The sequence below is a fragment of the Shewanella sp. TB7-MNA-CIBAN-0143 genome, from assembly GCF_040310065.1.
Lineage (GTDB): Bacteria > Pseudomonadota > Gammaproteobacteria > Enterobacterales > Shewanellaceae > Shewanella.
This window is the reverse complement of sequence record NZ_JBEOPL010000024.1, coordinates 19821-39286: the sequence shown is the minus strand read 5'-3', so window position 1 is coordinate 39286 and position 19466 is coordinate 19821. Positions and strand designations below refer to the sequence as shown.

At 42.0% G+C, this 19466-nt stretch carries 16 protein-coding genes; 12 read left to right on the top strand and 4 right to left on the bottom strand.

The window, feature by feature from the left end; translation table 11 throughout:
- Positions 1-4: 4 nt before the first annotated feature.
- Together rpmG and argA are read left to right on the top strand one after the other, a co-directional pair.
- Positions 5-178: a 50S ribosomal protein L33 gene (rpmG, locus tag AAEY97_RS17705; protein WP_011494790.1), complete on the top strand. Its 174-nt coding sequence runs from the start codon at positions 5-7 to the stop codon at positions 176-178.
- 478 nt (positions 179-656) lie between these two features.
- A complete protein-coding gene (gene argA, locus AAEY97_RS17700; protein WP_011639235.1) occupies positions 657-1976 on the top strand; it encodes an amino-acid N-acetyltransferase in 1320 nt (439 codons plus the stop codon).
- A gap of 114 nt (positions 1977-2090) precedes the next feature.
- On the opposite strand, the gene rarD is transcribed toward argA, so the two are convergent.
- Entirely contained in the window at positions 2091-2999 is a 909-nt protein-coding gene (gene rarD / locus AAEY97_RS17695; protein WP_101088519.1) for an EamA family transporter RarD, read from the bottom strand.
- A gap of 125 nt (positions 3000-3124) precedes the next feature.
- On the bottom strand, positions 3125-3589 hold the full coding sequence (locus tag AAEY97_RS17690; protein ID WP_162024097.1) for a thioesterase family protein: 465 nt from the start codon (positions 3587-3589) through the stop codon (positions 3125-3127).
- A gap of 199 nt (positions 3590-3788) precedes the next feature.
- Between AAEY97_RS17690 and recQ the strand changes: the two genes are divergently transcribed.
- Complete coding sequence (recQ, locus tag AAEY97_RS17685) at positions 3789-5636, top strand: DNA helicase RecQ (protein WP_162024426.1); 1848 nt, start codon at positions 3789-3791, stop codon at positions 5634-5636.
- A 4-nt stretch (positions 5637-5640) separates the two neighbouring features.
- On the opposite strand, the gene AAEY97_RS17680 is transcribed toward recQ, so the two are convergent.
- Positions 5641-7488: a hypothetical protein gene (locus AAEY97_RS17680; protein WP_351000468.1), complete on the bottom strand. Its 1848-nt coding sequence runs from the start codon at positions 7486-7488 to the stop codon at positions 5641-5643.
- A gap of 521 nt (positions 7489-8009) precedes the next feature.
- Here AAEY97_RS17680 and leuA point away from each other — a divergent pair.
- The 6 genes from leuA to glpK all read left to right on the top strand — a co-directional run bounded on the left by leuA (position 8010) and on the right by glpK (position 16238).
- Positions 8010-9578, top strand: a complete 1569-nt coding sequence (leuA, locus tag AAEY97_RS17675; protein WP_351000465.1) for a 2-isopropylmalate synthase — start codon at positions 8010-8012, stop codon at positions 9576-9578.
- A complete protein-coding gene (gene leuB / locus AAEY97_RS17670) occupies positions 9575-10669 on the top strand; it encodes a 3-isopropylmalate dehydrogenase (protein WP_162024094.1) in 1095 nt (364 codons plus the stop codon). Before leuA ends, leuB begins: the two co-directional genes overlap by 4 nt.
- Entirely contained in the window at positions 10669-12081 is a 1413-nt protein-coding gene (leuC, locus tag AAEY97_RS17665; RefSeq protein ID WP_351000462.1) for a 3-isopropylmalate dehydratase large subunit, read from the top strand. Before leuB ends, leuC begins: the two co-directional genes overlap by 1 nt.
- A 19-nt stretch (positions 12082-12100) precedes the next feature.
- Positions 12101-12706: a 3-isopropylmalate dehydratase small subunit gene (leuD, locus tag AAEY97_RS17660; protein WP_351000459.1), complete on the top strand. Its 606-nt coding sequence runs from the start codon at positions 12101-12103 to the stop codon at positions 12704-12706.
- Between the two features lie 480 nt (positions 12707-13186).
- Positions 13187-14539 (top strand): outer membrane protein transport protein, encoded by a 1353-nt coding sequence (locus AAEY97_RS17655; protein ID WP_101088512.1) that lies wholly within the window; start codon positions 13187-13189, stop codon positions 14537-14539.
- A 202-nt stretch (positions 14540-14741) separates the two neighbouring features.
- On the top strand, positions 14742-16238 hold the full coding sequence (gene glpK, locus AAEY97_RS17650) for a glycerol kinase GlpK (protein WP_101088511.1): 1497 nt from the start codon (positions 14742-14744) through the stop codon (positions 16236-16238).
- A 12-nt stretch (positions 16239-16250) separates the two neighbouring features.
- Here glpK and AAEY97_RS17645 read toward each other — a convergent pair whose 3' ends face one another.
- Entirely contained in the window at positions 16251-16571 is a 321-nt protein-coding gene (locus tag AAEY97_RS17645) for a hypothetical protein (protein WP_101088510.1), read from the bottom strand.
- Between the two features lie 1140 nt (positions 16572-17711).
- Between AAEY97_RS17645 and mraZ the strand changes: the two genes are divergently transcribed.
- Genes mraZ through ftsL form a run of 3 tightly spaced genes read left to right on the top strand, consistent with a single transcriptional unit; the run spans position 17712 to position 19466 of the window.
- Positions 17712-18170: a division/cell wall cluster transcriptional repressor MraZ gene (gene mraZ, locus AAEY97_RS17640; RefSeq protein ID WP_059746825.1), complete on the top strand. Its 459-nt coding sequence runs from the start codon at positions 17712-17714 to the stop codon at positions 18168-18170.
- A gap of 25 nt (positions 18171-18195) precedes the next feature.
- Positions 18196-19137 carry a 16S rRNA (cytosine(1402)-N(4))-methyltransferase RsmH gene (gene rsmH, locus AAEY97_RS17635; protein ID WP_101088509.1) on the top strand — a complete coding sequence of 314 codons (942 nt, stop codon included), beginning with the start codon at positions 18196-18198 and terminating at the stop codon, positions 19135-19137.
- A gap of 14 nt (positions 19138-19151) precedes the next feature.
- Positions 19152-19466: a cell division protein FtsL gene (ftsL, locus tag AAEY97_RS17630; RefSeq protein WP_101088508.1), complete on the top strand. Its 315-nt coding sequence runs from the start codon at positions 19152-19154 to the stop codon at positions 19464-19466.

Here is a 19466-nt window from a genome sequence, read left to right as displayed (position 1 = left end):
GAAAATGGCTAAATCTAAAGGTAATCGTGAGAAGATCAAATTAGTATCTAGTGCTAAAACTGGTCACTTCTACACTACTGAAAAGAACAAGCGTAACATGCCTGAAAAAATGGAAATCAAGAAATTTGATCCAGTCATTCGTCAGCACGTTATGTACAAAGAAGCTAAAATCAAGTAATTGATTTTTGATTCTTAAAAAAGCCCCTTAATTGGGGCTTTTTTTATGCCTGTTTGAAAATAGTCTATACTGAATCGAACAACAATCAGCTGAGTAAACACCGTTAGTCAGGTTCTGAATTTAGTCTATACAGCAGTTGTTTATGTCACGAGGTACATGGCTAATGTCATTGGATTTTATTGAGCCATTTCCGCATGGTGATATCGCCATTATGTTGAAATATTGCTATACAGATGTGATGCAAATATCATAATTAAATGCGTAAAGTATTATTAACGGCTAAAACAAGCTAACTTTTTGGCTGTAATGATTTTTTCATAATAAATTGAGACACTGTGTTTTACTTAAAGTGAAATAAAATGCTTTAAAAGTGAATTAAAATGCAATACCATTCTTTTTTGATACAGCAAACAGTCATGTGGCATTTATTGTCATCGTCATTAATGAACATCAAACCTATACCGAGGTGAATTTGCCCGTGAGAACCACTGAATTAGTTGATGGATTTCGTCATTCTGCACCCTATGTTAATGCTCATAGAGGTAAAACTTTTGTCGTTATGTTGGGTGGTGAAGCATTAGCGCACCCACAATTCCGCGGTATTTTAAATGATGTGGCTTTGTTGCATTCACTTGGGATTGAGGTGGTATTAGTTTATGGAGCAAGACCACAGATTGATGCAGGTTTAAAGGCGGCTGGAATTGAACCGGCATATCACAATGGTATTCGTATTACCGATGATGAAACCCTGAAGATTATCAAGCAGGTTGCTGGGGCGACTCAATTTGATATTACTGCTAGGTTGTCGATGAGCTTGGGCAATACGCCAATGCAAAATGCGCAAATAAACCTTGTGAGTGGTAATTTTGTTATTGCACAACCATTAGGTGTAGATGACGGTGTCGATTTTTGTTTAAGTGGCAAGGTGCGCCGTATTGATGCGCAAGGCTTACGTCGTCAATTAGACAATAACGGTATTGTATTAATGGGGCCAATTGCCGCTTCTGTTACAGGTGAAAGCTTTAACCTGACCGCTGAAGAAGTTGCGACCCAAGTAGCGATTAAGTTAAAGGCCGATAAGATTATTGGTTTTAGTGATACCAACGGCCTTATCGGTAAAAATGGTGAAGTGATTGCCGAGCTGATGCCGGACGATATTGAAGAAATGCTTAAGACGATGGCTGTAGATGACCATACTTCAGTTGGCACCGTTGCATTCTTAAAAGCCAGTATTGAAGCATGCCGCCGAGGTGTACCTCGTTGCCACTTAGTCAGTTATTTAGAAGATGGTGCGTTACTGCAAGAGTTGTTTTCACGCGAAGGGATTGGTACCCAAATTGTTACTCAAAGCGCCGAACGTTTACGTAGGGCGACTATTAGCGACATAGGCGGTATCTTAAACCTTATTCGCCCATTGGAAGAGCAAGGCATTTTGGTGCGTCGCTCACGCGAGCAACTCGAGATGGAAATTGAACAGTTTATGCTGGTTGAGCGCGACAACTTAGTGATTGGTTGTGCAGCTTTGTATCCGTTTGAAGAAGACAATGCGGGTGAGTTTGCGTGTTTAGTGGTTCATCCTGATTATCGCGATGCTGATCGTGGTAGCATTTTGCTTAATAACATTATTGGCCAAGCTCGCGTGCGTGGTTATTCACGTCTATTTGCGTTAACGACCCGTAGTATCCATTGGTTTTTAGAGCATGGCTTTAATATTGTTGATGTTGAAGAACTGCCTAATAAGAAAAAACAGCTGTATAACTATCAGCGTCGTTCAAAAATTCTTGCGTTAGATTTGTAGAAGTAACAAGGCCGTTAACACATAAAAAAGCCGGATGAGTATAAAATCATTCGGCTTTTTTGTGGGTGAAGCATCAGTGCTTTGAGTGACTTCATTTTCCCATTGTAGAGCTTATTATGCTGACGCTTTGGCTAAGGCGTTACGTCGTTGACGTTGCAATATCATGTCGCCAACAAAGATAACTAACGCGCCCCAAATAAATCCAAAGGTAATGCCTTTTTCGATATCAAACGGTTCATTAAACAGTTTTACCGCCAAGATGAACATGATACTTGGGCCAATATATTGGAAAAAACCTAAAATCGAAAATGGAATTCTGACAGCGGAACCAGCAAAACACAGTAACGGAATCGTTGTGACAATACCCGCAGCGACTAGGAGTAAATTGAGGTCGAGAGTGTTGGTTAGCATGCTCGTTGTCGAACTGTCTAAGGTGATGAATAGATAACCCAGAGCGATAGGTAACAAGATTGCTGTTTCGACTAATAAACCTGATTTTGCGTCAATATTAACTTTTTTGCGCAGTAAACCATAAAACCCAAAGCTGGCTGCCAAGGCTAATGATAAAAGCGGAATAGAGCCAAAAGAGATCAACTGCACTAGTACTCCTATACTGGCCAACGCCACTGCAACCCATTGCAATTTTCGCAAGCGCTCACCCAGAAATACCATTCCCAATAAGACGTTAAACAGCGGGTTGATAAAATAGCCTAGGCTAGCATCGAGCATGTGGTCGTTGTTGACTGCCCAAATAAAAATCAGCCAATTAGCGGCAATTAATATTGAGGTGATCAGCAATATTAATAATTGCTTGGGCTGTTTTAAAATCAAACGTAAACGGCTAAATCCACCAATAAATTGCATCAAAATAACCATGAATATAAATGACCAAATGACACGGTGCATTAATATTTCGGTGGCAGGGACATGATGTAATAACTTGAAATAAAGCGGGGCAATACCCCAGATGGTGTAGGCGCAAATGGCGAGAAGCACCCCTTTACGATATTCTAAATCAGGCATAGTAAGTCAACAGTGGGGAGAACTAAAAGTGAGGGCGATTGTAGGTCGCCCCCTAGAATGACACAAGTGCTTAAGCGATTTCTTTTATCGCTAGAGTGTCAGTTATATATTGCGATAATGACCGTTTAGCCCACCATATATGTGCCAGTCCCAAATGCGATGTGAACACCTTGTTCATTGTGTAATTCCATCCGGCAAACGGATACACGATTACCAGAGCGAATAACCGTGCCAGTGCCAGTGAAGATTTCACCCCGACCGGGACGTAAAAAGTCGACCCGCATATCAATAGTGCCTAAGGTGGTTAAGCGTTGTTGTAATTCTTCAAGAGTCCAATCTTCTCTACTGGCAACTAGCCCAGCAAATACCGTCAGTCCGCCGACAACATCAAGTAATGTCGCAGTGACACCACCATGAAGAATATTTTGATGAATATTGCCGATAAGTTCGGGTTTCATTTTTATCACCACTTCAACCCCATTGATGTCGTAGTGTTTGATATCTAAACCGAGTAAATTATGAAATGGAACATGTTGATCAAAAATATCAGCAACTTGCTGTAAAGCTTGAGTTTGAATAGATGTGGTCATGAGCAATCCTTGTCGTTTTATTCTTATTATCGTTGTTATTTATAGGGGAGACTTTCTGCCATAGAGTATTTAATCTAACCCTAAAGTGGCGTCGACTCAATCATCTATCTTGGATGAAAACAACGCAAAGGTGTTTTGGTTCAAGACATCTGTGGCTCAGTGCTTTAAAATGAGTGCCCTTTGAATGATGATGTTGTTAATGGATACTCCGATTTCGACCAATATTGCGTCCTCAGATGTGTTGACGACAGAGCAAGATGTACTTGCAGCGAGCTTGCAGCAAGTTTTTGGTTATCGTGCCTTTCGTGAAGGGCAGCGAGAAGTCATTGAGCAAAGTTTACAGGGCCAAGATACCTTAGTGATTATGCCTACCGGTGGCGGCAAAAGTATGTGCTATCAATTGCCTGCTATTGTGTTGCCTGGTGTGACCGTGGTGGTGTCGCCATTAATTTCGTTAATGAAAGACCAAGTCGACAGTTTACTGCAAAGTGGTGTGTCAGCTGCTTATCTCAATTCATCTTTACCGCGTGAGCAAAGTGCTGAGGTGTTACGTAAATTACATGCTGGTGAGATTAAATTGTTGTATGTCTCTCCAGAGCGACTTTTGCGTCCTGATTTTATTGAGCGTCTGCAATCGGTTGATATTTCAATGTTTGCAGTTGATGAAGCCCATTGTATTAGCCAATGGGGCCATGATTTTAGACCTGAATATGCGGCATTAGGGCAGTTAAAAGAATATTTTCCTTACTTACCTTTAATGGCCTTAACTGCGACTGCAGATCATGCTACGCGTTTGAGTATTTGCGAGCGCTTAGGGGTAACCCCTTATACCTTGTTGTCCAGTTTCGATCGTCCAAATATTCGCTATACCGTGGCAGAAAAACTCAATGCGGCTAATCAATTACGTCAGTTTCTAACTATTCAAAATGGCACTAGTGGGATTGTGTATTGCAGCAGTCGTCGTCGAGTTGATGAGGTGGCCGAGCGTTTACGCTTACAAGGATTTAATGCTCAAGCATACCATGCCGGTTTGAGCCAAGAAGAGCGTGGTAACGTTCAAGATAAATTTCTAAAAGATCAAATCGATATTGTGGTGGCTACGGTGGCATTTGGCATGGGGATTAATAAATCTAACGTACGCTTTGTGGTGCATTACGATATTCCTAAAAGCATTGAAGCTTATTACCAAGAAACAGGCCGTGCAGGCCGCGATGGTTTAGATGCAGAAGCTTATATGTTATTTGATCCTGCCGATATAGGCCGGGTTAGGCATTTGATTGAGCAATCTGAACCTGGGCCTCAACAACAAGTCGAATTTCATAAATTGCATACCATGGCAGCATTTGCTGAAGCGCAAACGTGTCGTCGCCAAGTGTTGTTAAACTACTTTGATGAAGTGGCCTCAAAACCTTGTGGTAACTGTGATATCTGTCTTGATCCACCCAAGCGATATGATGGTACTGAAGATGCGCAAAAAGTACTGTCTTGTATTTATCGTTTACAGCAACGTTTTGGTATCCATCATGTAATTGAAGTATTGCGCGGTTCAAAAGCGGCCAACATAGTGGATAGAGGCCATGATAAGTTATCGACATGGGGCATTGGTAAAGATAAATCAACTGAGTTTTGGCTCAGTGTTATCCGCCAATTAATTCATTTAGGTTTGATGAGTCAGGATATTACCCGCGGCTCTGCAATTAAGCTTAACCCTGCCGCAAGACCAATCCTTAAAGCTGAGTTATCGCTAATGTTAGCGGAACCTCGGATTCAATTGATTGATGTAAAGCGCAAACCCAATGGACGTGCACCGCAACAGTATGATCGTAAGTTGTTTGCTCGGTTAAAATTACTGCGTCGCGAACTGGCTGAGAAAAATGACATTCCACCCTATTTAGTCTTTAACGACGCAACACTCGCAGAGATGTGTGCGATGCTGCCCACAAGCCCTGGCGAGATGCTCGCGGTAAATGGTGTTGGGCAGATTAAGCTTGACCGATTTGGTGGCGAATTTTTAGATGAAATTTCTGATTATTTGACCAAAGGTTAGTGGTTTAGTTTTCATCAGGAGAGCTGTTTTTCTCTTGAGGTTTTATTTTATTCAATTGATTTAAAACTGCTTTTTTAACGAGTACTTCAAAAGTATCAAGTTGTTGTAAACTCGCCATACCAATATTTACTTTGAGCTCGGATTTCCATTCACCAAGTACTTGCTCTATTTGGGTTATGACTCTTGCCGCCCCCACTAATGATGCGTGTGGCAAGATAATAATGAGTTCATTAGTATTATGCCGAAACAATTGGTCTTGCTCTCTAAGTGTGTTTTTGAGCCGCGGAATAATAAAGGGTATATCCTCAATATTGTTATTACTGATATTAATCAGTAGCATACTTAATTGATAGTGCCCTTGTTTGGCATTATCTAACATATTGTCTATACGGTGCTGCTGGCTTTCTTCTTGAGCATTCACATTATTGAGTCGCTGTGGTTTACGGGCCAAAAATAGGACTAATCCAACAGACAGTAACAAAATCATTAAGGCGGTAATGGTTAAGTTTTGATTGATGTTACTGACAGGTTTCTCTGGTGGTGTACTGGCTTCACTTTGTGCTGTTATTCTGGCCTTATACTGCATAAAGTGAGCATTGTTTAACTTGGCTGCGGCTTGCTTAGCGGCATCAAAACGCTGCACCTGAAATTGATAAGCCGATTCAAATTGATTTTGTTCGGCGTAGTATTGGCTGATTATCTGGTTAAACTCTTCTAAATCCGAGAATTGTTCAAGTTCAGTGGCTTGCTCAATAATTTCATTCAGCAATGACAATGCCTGGTTGTCTTTGTTTTGTGCAAAATACACTTTGGCTAATGTACGTTTGATGCGCATGACATAAATAGGCTCTTGGTATTTAGTAAACAGTTCTATGCTTGATAATGCGAGTTTTTCGGCGATGTTGTAATCACCAACATACAAATGAATTATCGCAAGCAAAGCATATTGGTTGGCCGAATCTCTTTCAGAGTCTATATTTGCACTGACATTTTCTGCCTTATTTAAAAAATATAGTACTTTGGCTTTATCATTTAGCGCTATGTTTATAAGTGCTAAATTGAGAGTTACTGTAGATTTTATTTTTCCAAAAAAAGAAATATCTTTATAGGCTAATTCGGAAAAATGTAATGCTTCTTCATACTCTCCCATGGAGAAAAAAACATTTGAAATTTCCGATTGGATGTATGAGATAGGTAGCAAATACCAATGCTGAAATTGGTTTTGTGCTTCACCATAAATATCTAACGCAAAACGCAAGTCTTCAATGGCCGAATTATAATTTTCTAGGCTAGTATTTTGCCTACTTCTGGCATAAAGGCTGTTTACAATAGCTTGTGTTTCAGAGTAACGCTTGGCTAAACGTAGCGCTTCTTCGGTGAGTTGTTGTTCTTGTAATGTGTTGCCAAGACTCTGATGTGCAATTGCTTGGCATTGTATGAAGTAAGGGCGAGCTGTGTCATATTTAAACTGTCTGGCATTACTCTCACCTTGCTTTGCCAAGACAATAGCTTGATTAAACTCACCAAACTCCAATAAATTAAAACAATGTAACAATGTTAAGCGCAGAGCATCGATATTGGCTAATGGTTGTTTAGCGTGTTGTTGTTCGAGTGAATCAATGAGTGTTTTGGCGTCTGCAGATCTTTGAGTATTAATATTACTGATCACATCGAGTTGTTTTCGAGCGCTCAGTTGTTGAGTTTCGGCAATGATATCGACTGAGAGTAATAAACGTTGCGATGGTTGAGCAAAAACTGCCGTAGTCGCTAAATATAGTGTGAGGCCAAAGATAAAACCAAAAATGCGACTAAAGTTATATTCAATACTCTTTTTCGACAACATCATCGTCATATATCTACTTAACATGGGGTGATAGCAGTATACGATTATTTATATCCAGATACATAAAAATATAATCGATGCAGCAACTTAGATTGATGTTTATTTGCACTTTGAGAGGTAAGTTCATTAATTGAAAGCGAATCAATATTGGCTGATAATGTCGCTGGTTAACTGTAATGAAGCACTAGTACGCTATCATCTTTTTCACGTTGACCAAATTAGGGTTGACACAGACGGCTGGTCGCGTTACATATTAGGCATAGACATATTTTGTACGTCAATCATTTAGCATAATTAGTTATTAAAAGTGAATACTAACGTCATGAATACACAATCAGCTTTACTCGGACTCCTTCTCCTCTCACGCATATCCTGCGCGGAGTCCTTTGTGTTACATGTAAAATAATTCATTAAACATACACAAACCCCGCGCTAATTGTCGCGGGGTTTTTTTTTAGCCCTTTTGAAATGAAGCCGTTGTGTACCTCGCAGCTAATTCAAATAAACATGATGGTCGATGGAGAAATTCGATGTCCAATAGAGTCATAATCTTTGATACTACCTTACGTGATGGTGAGCAAGCATTAGCAGCCAGTTTAACCGTTAAAGAAAAGCTACAAATTGCGTTGGCTCTAGAGCGTTTAGGTGTAGATGTAATGGAAGTGGGTTTTCCTGTTTCTTCTCCGGGCGATTTTAAATCGGTGCAGACCATTGCTAAAACCATTAAAAACAGCCGTGTGTGTGCGCTATCTCGTGCACTTGAAAAAGACATCGATGCTGCAGCCCAGGTTTTGTCGGTTGCCGATCAATTTCGAATTCATACCTTTATCTCTACTTCGACCATTCATGTTGAAAGTAAATTAAAGCGCTCTTTTGATGATGTATTAGAGATGGCCGTTAATGCGGTTAAATACGCCAGACGATTTACAGATGACGTTGAGTTTTCATGTGAAGATGCTGGTCGCACACCAATCGATAATTTATGTCGTATGGTTGAGGCGGCGATTAAAGCCGGTGCTCGTACCATTAATATTCCTGACACCGTAGGTTACACAGTGCCAAGCGAGTTTGGTGGCATTATTCAAACCTTATTTAATCGGGTTCCTAATATCGATCAAGCCGTTATCTCGGTTCATTGTCATGATGATTTAGGCTTGTCGGTGGCCAATTCAATTGCTGCAGTTGAAATGGGCGCCCGCCAAGTTGAATGTACCATTAACGGTATTGGCGAGCGTGCCGGTAACTGTTCGTTAGAAGAAATCGCCATGATTCTTGCAACTCGCAAAGATTTGTTAGATTTAGACTGTGGTATTAATGCCAAAGAAATTCACCGCACCTCATCGCTAGTGAGTCAATTATGTAATATGCCGATCCAAGCCAATAAAGCGATTGTGGGAACCAATGCATTCTCTCATTCATCGGGCATTCATCAAGACGGTATGCTTAAAGCCAAAAATACTTACGAGATCATGACTCCAGAAAGTATTGGCTTAAACCGTAATAACTTGAACATGACTTCACGCTCTGGTCGCCATGTGATTAAACATCGCATGGAAGAAATGGGTTACCAACAAACTGACTATGACATGGACAGTCTTTACGAGCAGTTTTTGACCTTAGCAGATAAAAAAGGCCAAGTGTTCGATTATGATTTAGAAGCATTGGTATTCATGGAGTCGCAAGCGCAAGATGACGATAAGTACCAGCTTCAGCACATGATGGTGCATTCTGATTCGACTGAAGGTGTCGCCACTGCCACGGTACGTATTGCGGTTGATGGCAACGATATTACTGAGGCTGCTACGGGCAATGGTCCTGTTGATGCGGCTTATAATGCTATTGCACGCGCAACAGAGCGTAAAATTAATATCACTAATTACAAGTTAAGCGCGAAAGGCGAAGGTCAAAATGCGCTTGGACAAGTTGATATTACCGCAAAATATAATGAACAAATGTTCCACGGCGTTGGTTTAGCCACAGACGTCGTCGAAGCATCAGCTCAAGCGTTAGTACATGTGATGAACTTAGTGTACCGCGCAGATAAAGTGGCTGACTTTAAACAACAGATCCATAAAGAAAGGGAGTTAGGCGGCGTATGAGTTATCAAATAGCAGTTTTGTCGGGTGATGGTATTGGTCCTGAAGTGATGGCTGAAGCGCGTAAAGTGCTCAGTGCTGTTGAGACACGTTTTGGGCTGGATATTCAATACACCGAATTTGATGTCGGCGGTATTGCCATTGATAACCATGGCTGTCCTTTACCTGACGCGACTTTAAAAGGCTGCGAAGCCGCGGATGCGATTTTATTCGGCAGTGTCGGTGGCCCTAAGTGGGAAAATTTGCCACCAAACGATCAACCTGAACGCGGCGCATTATTGCCATTGCGCGGACACTTTGAGCTATTTTGTAATTTACGCCCAGCCAAATTACATGACGGCTTAGAGCATATGTCACCGCTTCGTAGTGATATATCAGCCCGTGGTTTTGACGTGTTGTGTGTCCGTGAATTAACTGGTGGTATTTACTTTGGTAAGCCGAAAGGGCGCCAAGGTGAAGGAGATGATGAAGAAGCCTTTGATACCATGCGTTATAGCCGTCGCGAAATTAGTCGTATTGCTCGTATTGCTTTTGAAGCCGCGCGTGGACGTAAAAATAAGGTGACTTCGGTAGACAAGGCCAACGTGTTAGCCTGTTCAGTATTATGGCGCCAAGTGGTAGAGGAAGTTGCTAAAGACTTTCCGGATGTCACTTTAGAACACATCTATATTGATAACGCGACTATGCAGCTATTACGTCGCCCTGATGAGTTTGATGTGATGTTATGTTCTAACTTGTTTGGTGATATTTTATCAGACGAAATTGCCATGTTAACTGGCTCTATGGGGTTATTGTCTTCGGCAAGCATGAATAGCTCTGGTTTTGGCTTATTTGAACCTGCCGGTGGCAGTGCGCCAGATATTGCTGGCCAAGGTATTGCTAATCCGGTAGCACAAATTTTATCTGCTGCATTAATGTTACGTCACAGCCTAAAGCAAGAAGAGGCGGCAAGCGCTATTGAACGTGCAGTGACAAAAGCATTGGCAAGTGGTTATCTAACCGGTGAATTATTGGCTGCAGACAAACGCAGCGAAGCTAAGTCGACAGCGCAAATGGGTGACTTTATCACCCAGGCAATAAAGGAAGGTGTGTAATGGCCCAAGTGACAGGTAAAACCTTATATGAAAAAGTGTGGGACTCACACATTGTTGCCAGCCCAGAAGGTGAAGCGCCAGTTGTGTATGTTGATCGTCATTTAGTCCATGAAGTCACATCACCACAAGCATTTAGCGGTTTAAAAGTGGCTGGGCGTAAACTCCGCGCGCCACAAAAAACCTTTGCCACAATGGACCACAATACCTCAACTCGCAGCGCCAGTTTAGATGCGTTAAGCCCAATGGCGCGTACTCAAGTTGAAACACTGGCACAGAATTGTAAAGAGTTTGGCGTGCGCTTGTATGATATTCACCATCCTAATCAAGGCATTGTTCATGTAATGGGGCCAGAGCTGGGGATTACCTTACCCGGTACTGTGATTGTGTGTGGAGATTCTCATACCGCGACCCATGGTGCGTTTGGTGCGTTAGCATTTGGTATTGGCACATCTGAAGTTGAGCATGTTTTGGCAACCCAGACACTACGTCAGTTAAAAGCCAAGAATATGAAAGTTGAAGTGCGTGGCAAAGTAACTGATGGCGTGACGGCTAAAGATATCGTGTTAGCTATTATCGGTAAGCTCGGCATGGATGGTGGTACAGGATACGTGGTTGAGTTTTGTGGTGAAGCCATTGAAGCATTAACCATGGAAGGCCGCATGACCCTATGTAATATGGCCATTGAAATGGGCGCTAAAGCTGGCATGGTTGCGCCTGATGAAACCACATTTAACTATCTTAAAGGTCGTGAATTTGCGCCTAAAGATGCAATGTGGGAACAAGCTGTTGCAGCATGGTCTGAGCTTAAATCTGACGCAGATGCTGCGTTTGATGTTGAAGTGGTATTAGATGCCGACGATATTGCGCCGCAGTTAACCTGGGGCACTAACCCTGGTCAAGTCGTTGCGATTGATGGTGTAGTACCTAATCCAGAAACTGAAACCAACAGCACCAATCGCACCAGTATGATTAAAGCATTAGAGTATATCGGCCTGACGCCGGGCACTAAGATGACTGACATTAGCATTAATAAAGTGTTTATTGGTTCTTGTACTAACTCGCGTATTGAAGATTTACGATCCGCTGCTGTGCACGCTAAAAACCGTAAAGTTGCAGAGGGTGTTGTGGCGATTGTGGTACCCGGTTCTGGCCAAGTGAAGTTACAGGCAGAGGCAGAAGGTTTAGATAAAATCTTTATTGAAGCTGGTTTTGAATGGCGTTTACCAGGTTGCTCGATGTGTTTAGCGATGAATGATGACCGTTTAGAAGCTGGCGATCGTTGTGCATCAACCAGTAACCGTAACTTCGAAGGCCGTCAAGGTCGTGGTAGTCGTACTCATTTGGTGAGCCCTGCTATGGCAGCCGCTGCAGCAGTAGTTGGTCACTTTGTTGATATTCGCAAACCTTACTAAACCGAGAGAGGAGATAAACATGCAAGCATTTACTGCCCATACCGGTTTAGCGGTAGCCATTGATAGCGCTAATGTCGATACCGATCAGATTATTCCTAAGCAATTTTTGTCTAAAGTCACCCGTGACGGTTTTGGTGTGCACTTATTTCATGATTGGCGTTACTTGGATGATGCAGGCGATCAGCCTAATCCTGATTTTGTACTTAATCAGCCTCGTTTTAAAGGCGCTTCTATTTTATTAGCACAAGAAAACTTTGGTTGTGGATCGTCGCGCGAGCATGCGCCATGGGCACTAGCCGATTTTGGCTTTAGAGTGATCATCGCGCCGACGTTTGCCGATATTTTTTACGGTAATTCGATTAATAACGGTCTGTTACCCGTTAAATTAACATCGGCACAAGTACAACAATTAATGGATGAAGTGGCTGCCAATGAGGGAGCAAAAATTACCGTTGATTTACAAGCTCTCACAGTTACGTCACCTTCAGGAAGTGTGTTTGATTTCACTATAGTGGAGTCTGCTCGACATAAGTTATTGAATGGTCTTGATGCGATTGGTTTGACGTTGTCATTTGAACAACAAATCAGTGATTATGAAACTCACATACCTGCCTGGTTCGCATAATCGGCTATTTCGGAATGTTTGAGAGTACCGTTTAAATAGCATGAACTATAAATTAACAACCTCTTGATGATGTCATCAAGAGGTTTTTTTGTTTTTAATTGTAAACGTTTTTATGTCACTATTTTGTAATATAAGTACTGGGTGGACTTATTTTAGATGAATATCGTTAATTATTTAAGCTTACTAGCGTGCTATGTAAAGTTATTTAACCTAATGTTTTTAAATGATAAAAAATAACTTTTCCTTATGTAATGTTAAATCGGTTTACAGCTATACCGCTTTTAGTTTCTTTTTTATAGCAGAAAATTAAAAGTTTGATCATGATCACAATTTTAAATTCAATCACTCACTTCTTGTTCCGTCTCTTTACGCAGTTGCAAAGCTTTTTTGGATCAGTACACTGGCGGCTTCATTTAAATCGAGTTTTTGCTCTATAAAAGTCGATTTATGCAGTTTGAAACTAAGACACAGAGAATCATAATGAAAAAAACAGTGTTAACACTGGCGATTAGCGCCATTGTATTTGGGGCAACAACTCAAGTGAACGCGGCAGGTTTTCAACTTGCAGAATATTCAGCGACAGGTTTAGGCCGTGCATTTGCTGGTGAAGCGGCTATTGCAGACAATGCGTCAACTCAAGCGCGTAATCCAGCCATGCTAGCTTATCTAGAAGGCCGCCAAGTATCAGCGGGTGGCATTTATGTTATGCCAAATGTTGATGTGGTTGGTGATGTCGGCATTTCTTCACCGTTATTAGGCTCAGAGCCATTAGTGATTGGTGCTGACGCATATGATGTTGCTGATAATGCATTTGTGCCAAACTTTTATTATTCAAACCAGTTGAATGATCAATGGACTTGGGGTCTAGCGGTTAATTCAAATTATGGTTTAGCAACAGATATTCCGGTAGCGGATGCAGCGGCTATTTTTGGCAGTAAAACCTCAATTACCACTGTCGAGTTTAATCCCAATGTTGCTTTCCGCATTGATGACTCATTCACTGTAGGTGCTGGCTTACGTGTTGTGTACGGTGAAGGTGAAGTTAGTGCAACCGCTCCAGGTTGGATTGATGCGATTAAAGCTAATCCTAATTTACCTGCAAGCATTAATGCACGCTTACCTTCAGGTGGTACAAATTTAAAGTCAATGGAAGGTGATGATGTTGGTTATGGGTGGAAAGCGGGCGCGAGCTGGCAAATTAACTCAGCTAACCGTATCGGTTTGGCTTATCACAGTAGTGTCGATCTTAAATTAGACGGTCATGTGTCTGGTGTGGCTTATAACGGTGGTCAAAATATTGAAATAGAAGGCTACTTACCTATTGAGTTACCTGCATTTGCAGAACTTGCTTCTTATCACCAGTTAACCGAAAACTGGGCAATGCATGCCAGTGTTAATTGGACCGAATGGAGTGTGTTTGAGCAACTAGTGGCGTATTTCCCTGGTGATGTTAAGCCAGTAGGTGGCTTAGAGTCAGACGTAGTAAAAGAAGAGAACTTTAAAGATAACTGGCGTTATGCGCTTGGTACCACCTATACCCTTAATGACCAGTGGACATTACGTGCAGGTATGGCATTAGATACAACTGCGGTTGATGATCAGCATCGCACCACGACCATTCCAGATTCTGACCGTTTATGGTTCAGTGTGGGTACCGGTTATCAAGTCTCTAAAAACTTGAATGTTGATGTGGGTGTGACTTACATTCGCACTTATGGTGACGCACCCATTACAGAGACTCAGGGCCTACAAGATCTTGCAGCGGTTAGCTTCACTGGTGAAGCCACCGGTGATGTATGGTTAACAGGTGTGCAGTTAAGCTATAAGATGTAATAAGCTCTGCTAGTGTTGATATTTAAGGCCTCGCAGTTGCGAGGCCTTTTTATTTCTGATCTACAGTAAAATGATGAGGTTTTCTGTGAACGGGTGACAATTACTTGCATTAATTTTATATGTCGATGTACGATGTCACATCGGCTTATTAAGCAGATAAATCATATAAAAATAATAATGACAAAATGATATAGGAAATCAGATGGTTGCAAAAAAATACATTGTCGCGTTAGATCAAGGCACTACAAGTTCTCGTGCCATTGTGTTTGATCATCAAGCGAATATTGTCGCCGTGGCACATCGTGAATTTACTCAACATTATCCGCAAGCGGGGTGGGTAGAGCATGATCCGATGGAGATATGGTCTTCACAAAGTTCAGTTTTGGTTGAAGTGCTAACTCGCGCGGGCATTAGCCGTCATGATGTTGCCGCGATAGGGATTACTAATCAACGCGAAACCACGATTGTCTGGAACAAGCACACAGGTAAGCCGGTATGTAATGCAATTGTATGGCAATGTCGCCGCAGCCAGGCAATATGCCAACATCATAAAGCACAAGGTGCTGAAGATATGGTGCGCCAGAAAACTGGGCTGGTACTAGATCCATATTTTTCGGCGTCAAAAGTTGAGTGGATTTTAAACAATGTTGAAGGCGCTCGTGAACAAGCCGAAGCCGGTGATTTATTGTTTGGCACCGTTGACACCTGGTTGGTGTGGAAACTCACACAAGGTGAAGTCCATGTGACCGAACCGACTAATGCATCTCGGACCATGTTATTTAACATTCATGACCAGCAGTGGGACCAAGAGTTGCTTGATCTGTTTAACATCCCTCGGGCAATGTTACCTGACGTGAAACCGTCTTGCGCAATATACGGCTATACCGAATTGGCTGGCAATCATGTTCCTGTGGCGGGCATGGCTGGCGATCAACAATCGGCGTTATTTGGCCAATTGTGCATTGAGCCTGGGATGGCTAAAAATACTTATGGCACAGGGTGTTTTTTGTTAATGAACACGGGTGACAAAGCGGTAGAGTCTACCCATGGGTTATTAACGACCATTGCTATTGGCGCTGATACAAAGGTGAATTATGCCCTAGAAGGCTCGGTATTTATGGGCGGCGCGGTCATTCAGTGGTTGCGTGATGAGTTAGGTCTTATTGCCGATGCTTGTGACACCCAATATTTTGCCGACAAAGTAGACGACACTAATGGCGTTTACTTGGTGCCTGCATTTGTGGGTTTAGGTGCGCCTTATTGGGATGCCGATGCCCGAGGTGCCATTATTGGTTTAACCCGGGGAGCCAATCGGAATCATATTATTCGCGCAGCATTAGAAGCAATTGCATACCAGTCTCGTGATGTGCTTGATGCTATGAGCAAAGACTCTAATGTACCGTTAACACAAATTCGAGTGGATGGTGGTGCGGTAGCGAATGACTTTTTAATGCAATTTCAAGCCGACATTACTGGGGTAACGGTTATTCGTCCGCAAGTAACAGAAACCACTGCGATGGGAGCTGCATTCCTCGCTGGCTTGGCTGTTGGTGTATGGAAGTCGACCGATGAATTAAAAACCATGCTGTCTACCGAGCGGGAGTTTACCTCAACAATGGATATAGAGACTCGTGCAACCTTATATAAGGGCTGGCAGAAAGCTGTATCTCAAGTGAGCCCTAATGGTGACGTTGGGTAAACGAAGTAAATATTACACTTCAATATCAATAAGCTGACTAGCGGTTTCTCCCCGAGTGGAGAATCGCTTATCCGTTTTCATTCGCCTCATTCGACTACCTAGATTTTTTTTCTCATTAACCGTTCTAGGTTTGGCGCGTCTTTCTTGACGTGGCGCTTCCTGCCGTTGAATCGGCATTTTATGAGTAATGCTGGGGGGTAATTGTGACTGAGGTGCCTCGTGGCTGTCTGCACTTATCGCACTGGTATGTTTGACTTGTTCAACAATCCTCTTACGCTCACTCACTGCCTGTACAGGTCTAGCTAGCATGGCATAAATGCTGTCGATACTCATGTTGCTCTCCTGTGACGGTGAAATGAAGTTGGATGTTTATCATCATAACTGTTTATCGGCTTAATTTGATTAAAATTTAATCTTATTTAGATTTTGGATCGTTTAATTACCTCTTTCATACTCTTGGTTGACTGGCTCCCTGTTGGTATGGGTGTTATCAATTATGCTCATTTCATTATTTTTATCAGTTATTCAATGATGTACCAAGGGCAATAGAATAACGTTAACGTCGCGATATTTTCCCATTTACGACCTCTAAAGGCGTATTTCCGCGTCAATAGCTTATCTATTGCCTATTAATGCAACGAAGTTAACAGGACACAGCGTTGAGCAGATCGATATCGCTGTAGCGTAATTTCTTAAGTGATAACACTGCTTTTAACTGTTTATTGTTGAGTCATCATCACCGTACATCCCATTAAGGCATTAAGAATAATTAACTGTGATTGCGAGATGAATTGATAAAATGCTTGCCCTCAACATGCAGGGTTAATGTTATACACCGTGATGTTCTGCAATCGATTTTTGGTCGTTAATACTTAGCCATTGATGCTTAGTAATCGATGTTTAGCAGTTGAGGTTTAGCAGTAATCTAATGATCAAAAGTTGTTTTAGCAGTGTTATTTAGCAGTGTTATTTACCTAAGCAATTTACCTGTGCAATACGATACAGCAAGGTGAATAGAGAGGTGTTTTCGCCTCAATAATACTGATATTGAAGATGCTCGACAGGCATAAGCATAAAATAAAGAGCTTTTTTAAACGTAGAAAATCGACTCAGTCGACTATTTGTTGATTTTTAATGTGCTTAAAATTGAGCTGTTGAGCAATATTACGAGGTAAAGATGGAGCATTCGAACGATTAAATAACATTAATTAAAAAGATCGCGAGTCTATTTTAGCCGATAAAGTGACCGTTATGTCTCTGGTTTAACTCATTTACCCTGATTTTTAGCTGTTTTCCTATGACAGCTCTGTCATTCATCCCGCTTGATATTAATTTGCTGCTAACCCGCTTGGGGTCTGGATTTAATATATCTGTCCATTGCTTGACAACACTTGCATAGAGTCCCTAAACTTAGCATTTGTGGGAAGAAGTGGATCATTGTGGATCAAATGACAACATTAAGGGCTAAATAACGTGTTTCGTGGTGCCAGTGCAATCAACATGGATGCTAAAGGGCGGATCGCTATTCCAGCGAGATACCGTGATGCGTTACGTGTGGAGCATGCCGGTACTGTGATTATGACCGTTGATATTGACGCTGCTTGTTTGTTGATTTATCCGTTACATGAATGGGAGCAGATTGAAGCAAAGCTAAGATTGCTTTCTGATACCGATCCACTTGAGCGTTCCTTTAAACGAAAATTACTAGGTCACGCACAAGATTGTGAACTAGACAGCCACGGACGTATTGTGATTCCGCCGGCATTGCGAAGTTTCGCCAGTTTAGAAAAGAAAACCATGCTGGTGGGCTTACTGAATAAATTTGAATTATGGGAAGAGAGTGCTTGGCAGCAACAAATGGATGATGGCAATGCGCTCATTCAAAGCCAAGATTTAGCCAGCAATGAACGCTTGGCACACTTTTCACTGTAATGACCAAAAAGGTTAGAAGAACCCAATGAGCCAAGAGTTTGCCCATTTATCAGTATTATTGAATGAGACCGTTGATGGTCTCAATATCCAAAGTGATGGCATCTACATTGATGGCACGTTTGGCCGAGGTGGGCATTCGCGTCATGTATTAAGCCATTTAGGCGAAAATGGTCGTTTAATTGCAATTGATCGTGATCCACAAGCCATTGAAGCTGCAAAACAGTTTGCTGATGATCCACGTTTTCAAATCGTACACGGTGGCTTTGGTCAATTAGCTGAGTATGTCGAGGAACTTGGGTTAACCGGTAAAATTAATGGTGTATTGCTTGATCTTGGCGTGTCGTCACCACAATTAGACGATGCTGAACGTGGCTTTAGTTTTTTACGTGATGGCCCGCTCGATATGCGCATGGACAATAGCCAAGGGCAAACTGCGGCGCAGTGGATAGCGCGTGCAGAAATTGAAGATATGGCATGGGTATTTAAAACCTACGGCGAAGAAAAAAATTCGCGCCACATTGCACGTTGTATCGCTGCCGATCGCGAAAAAACACCTTTTTTGCGTACCAAAGATTTAGCCGATTTAATCGCGCGCATCACTAAAAACAAAGAGCGTAATAAGCATCCTGCAACGCGGGTGTTCCAGGCTATTCGTATTTATATTAACAGTGAATTAGAACAAATCGATCAAGCACTTGAAGGCGCATTAGCAGTATTAGCACCCCAAGGACGTCTATCGGTGATCAGTTTTCATTCGTTAGAAGACCGTATGGTTAAGCGTTTCATTCGCCGCCATAGCCAAGCTGAAAGCGTGCCATATGGATTGCCTATCATGGAAGCAGAGCTTAATAAATCGCGCAAATTAAAGGCGGTTAGTAAGGCACTAAAGCCTTCTGATGCAGAATTAGAGCAAAATCCACGTGCGCGTAGCTCAGTATTACGAGTTGCCGAACGTCTGGATTATTAACCACTGAGGGTAATGTGAGCCAATCACCATTAAATTTGCCTCGGATTGTGTTACATGACATTTGGCACCACAAGTGGGTATTGCTGTTGAGTATTTTGGTTGTGATGAATGGCGTAGCCGTCGTTTATACCAGCCATGTAACACGTAAGTTGATTACTCAATGGGATCAACTTCTACAAGAGCAAGATCGCTTAGATATTGAATGGCGAAACCTATTATTAGAAGAACAATCGCAATCAGAGCACAGTCGTGTGACTCGGATGGCAACCAAAGAATTAAATATGTCTCGGCCGCTTCCTAAGGAGGAAGTTATCATTCGAGTCCAGTGA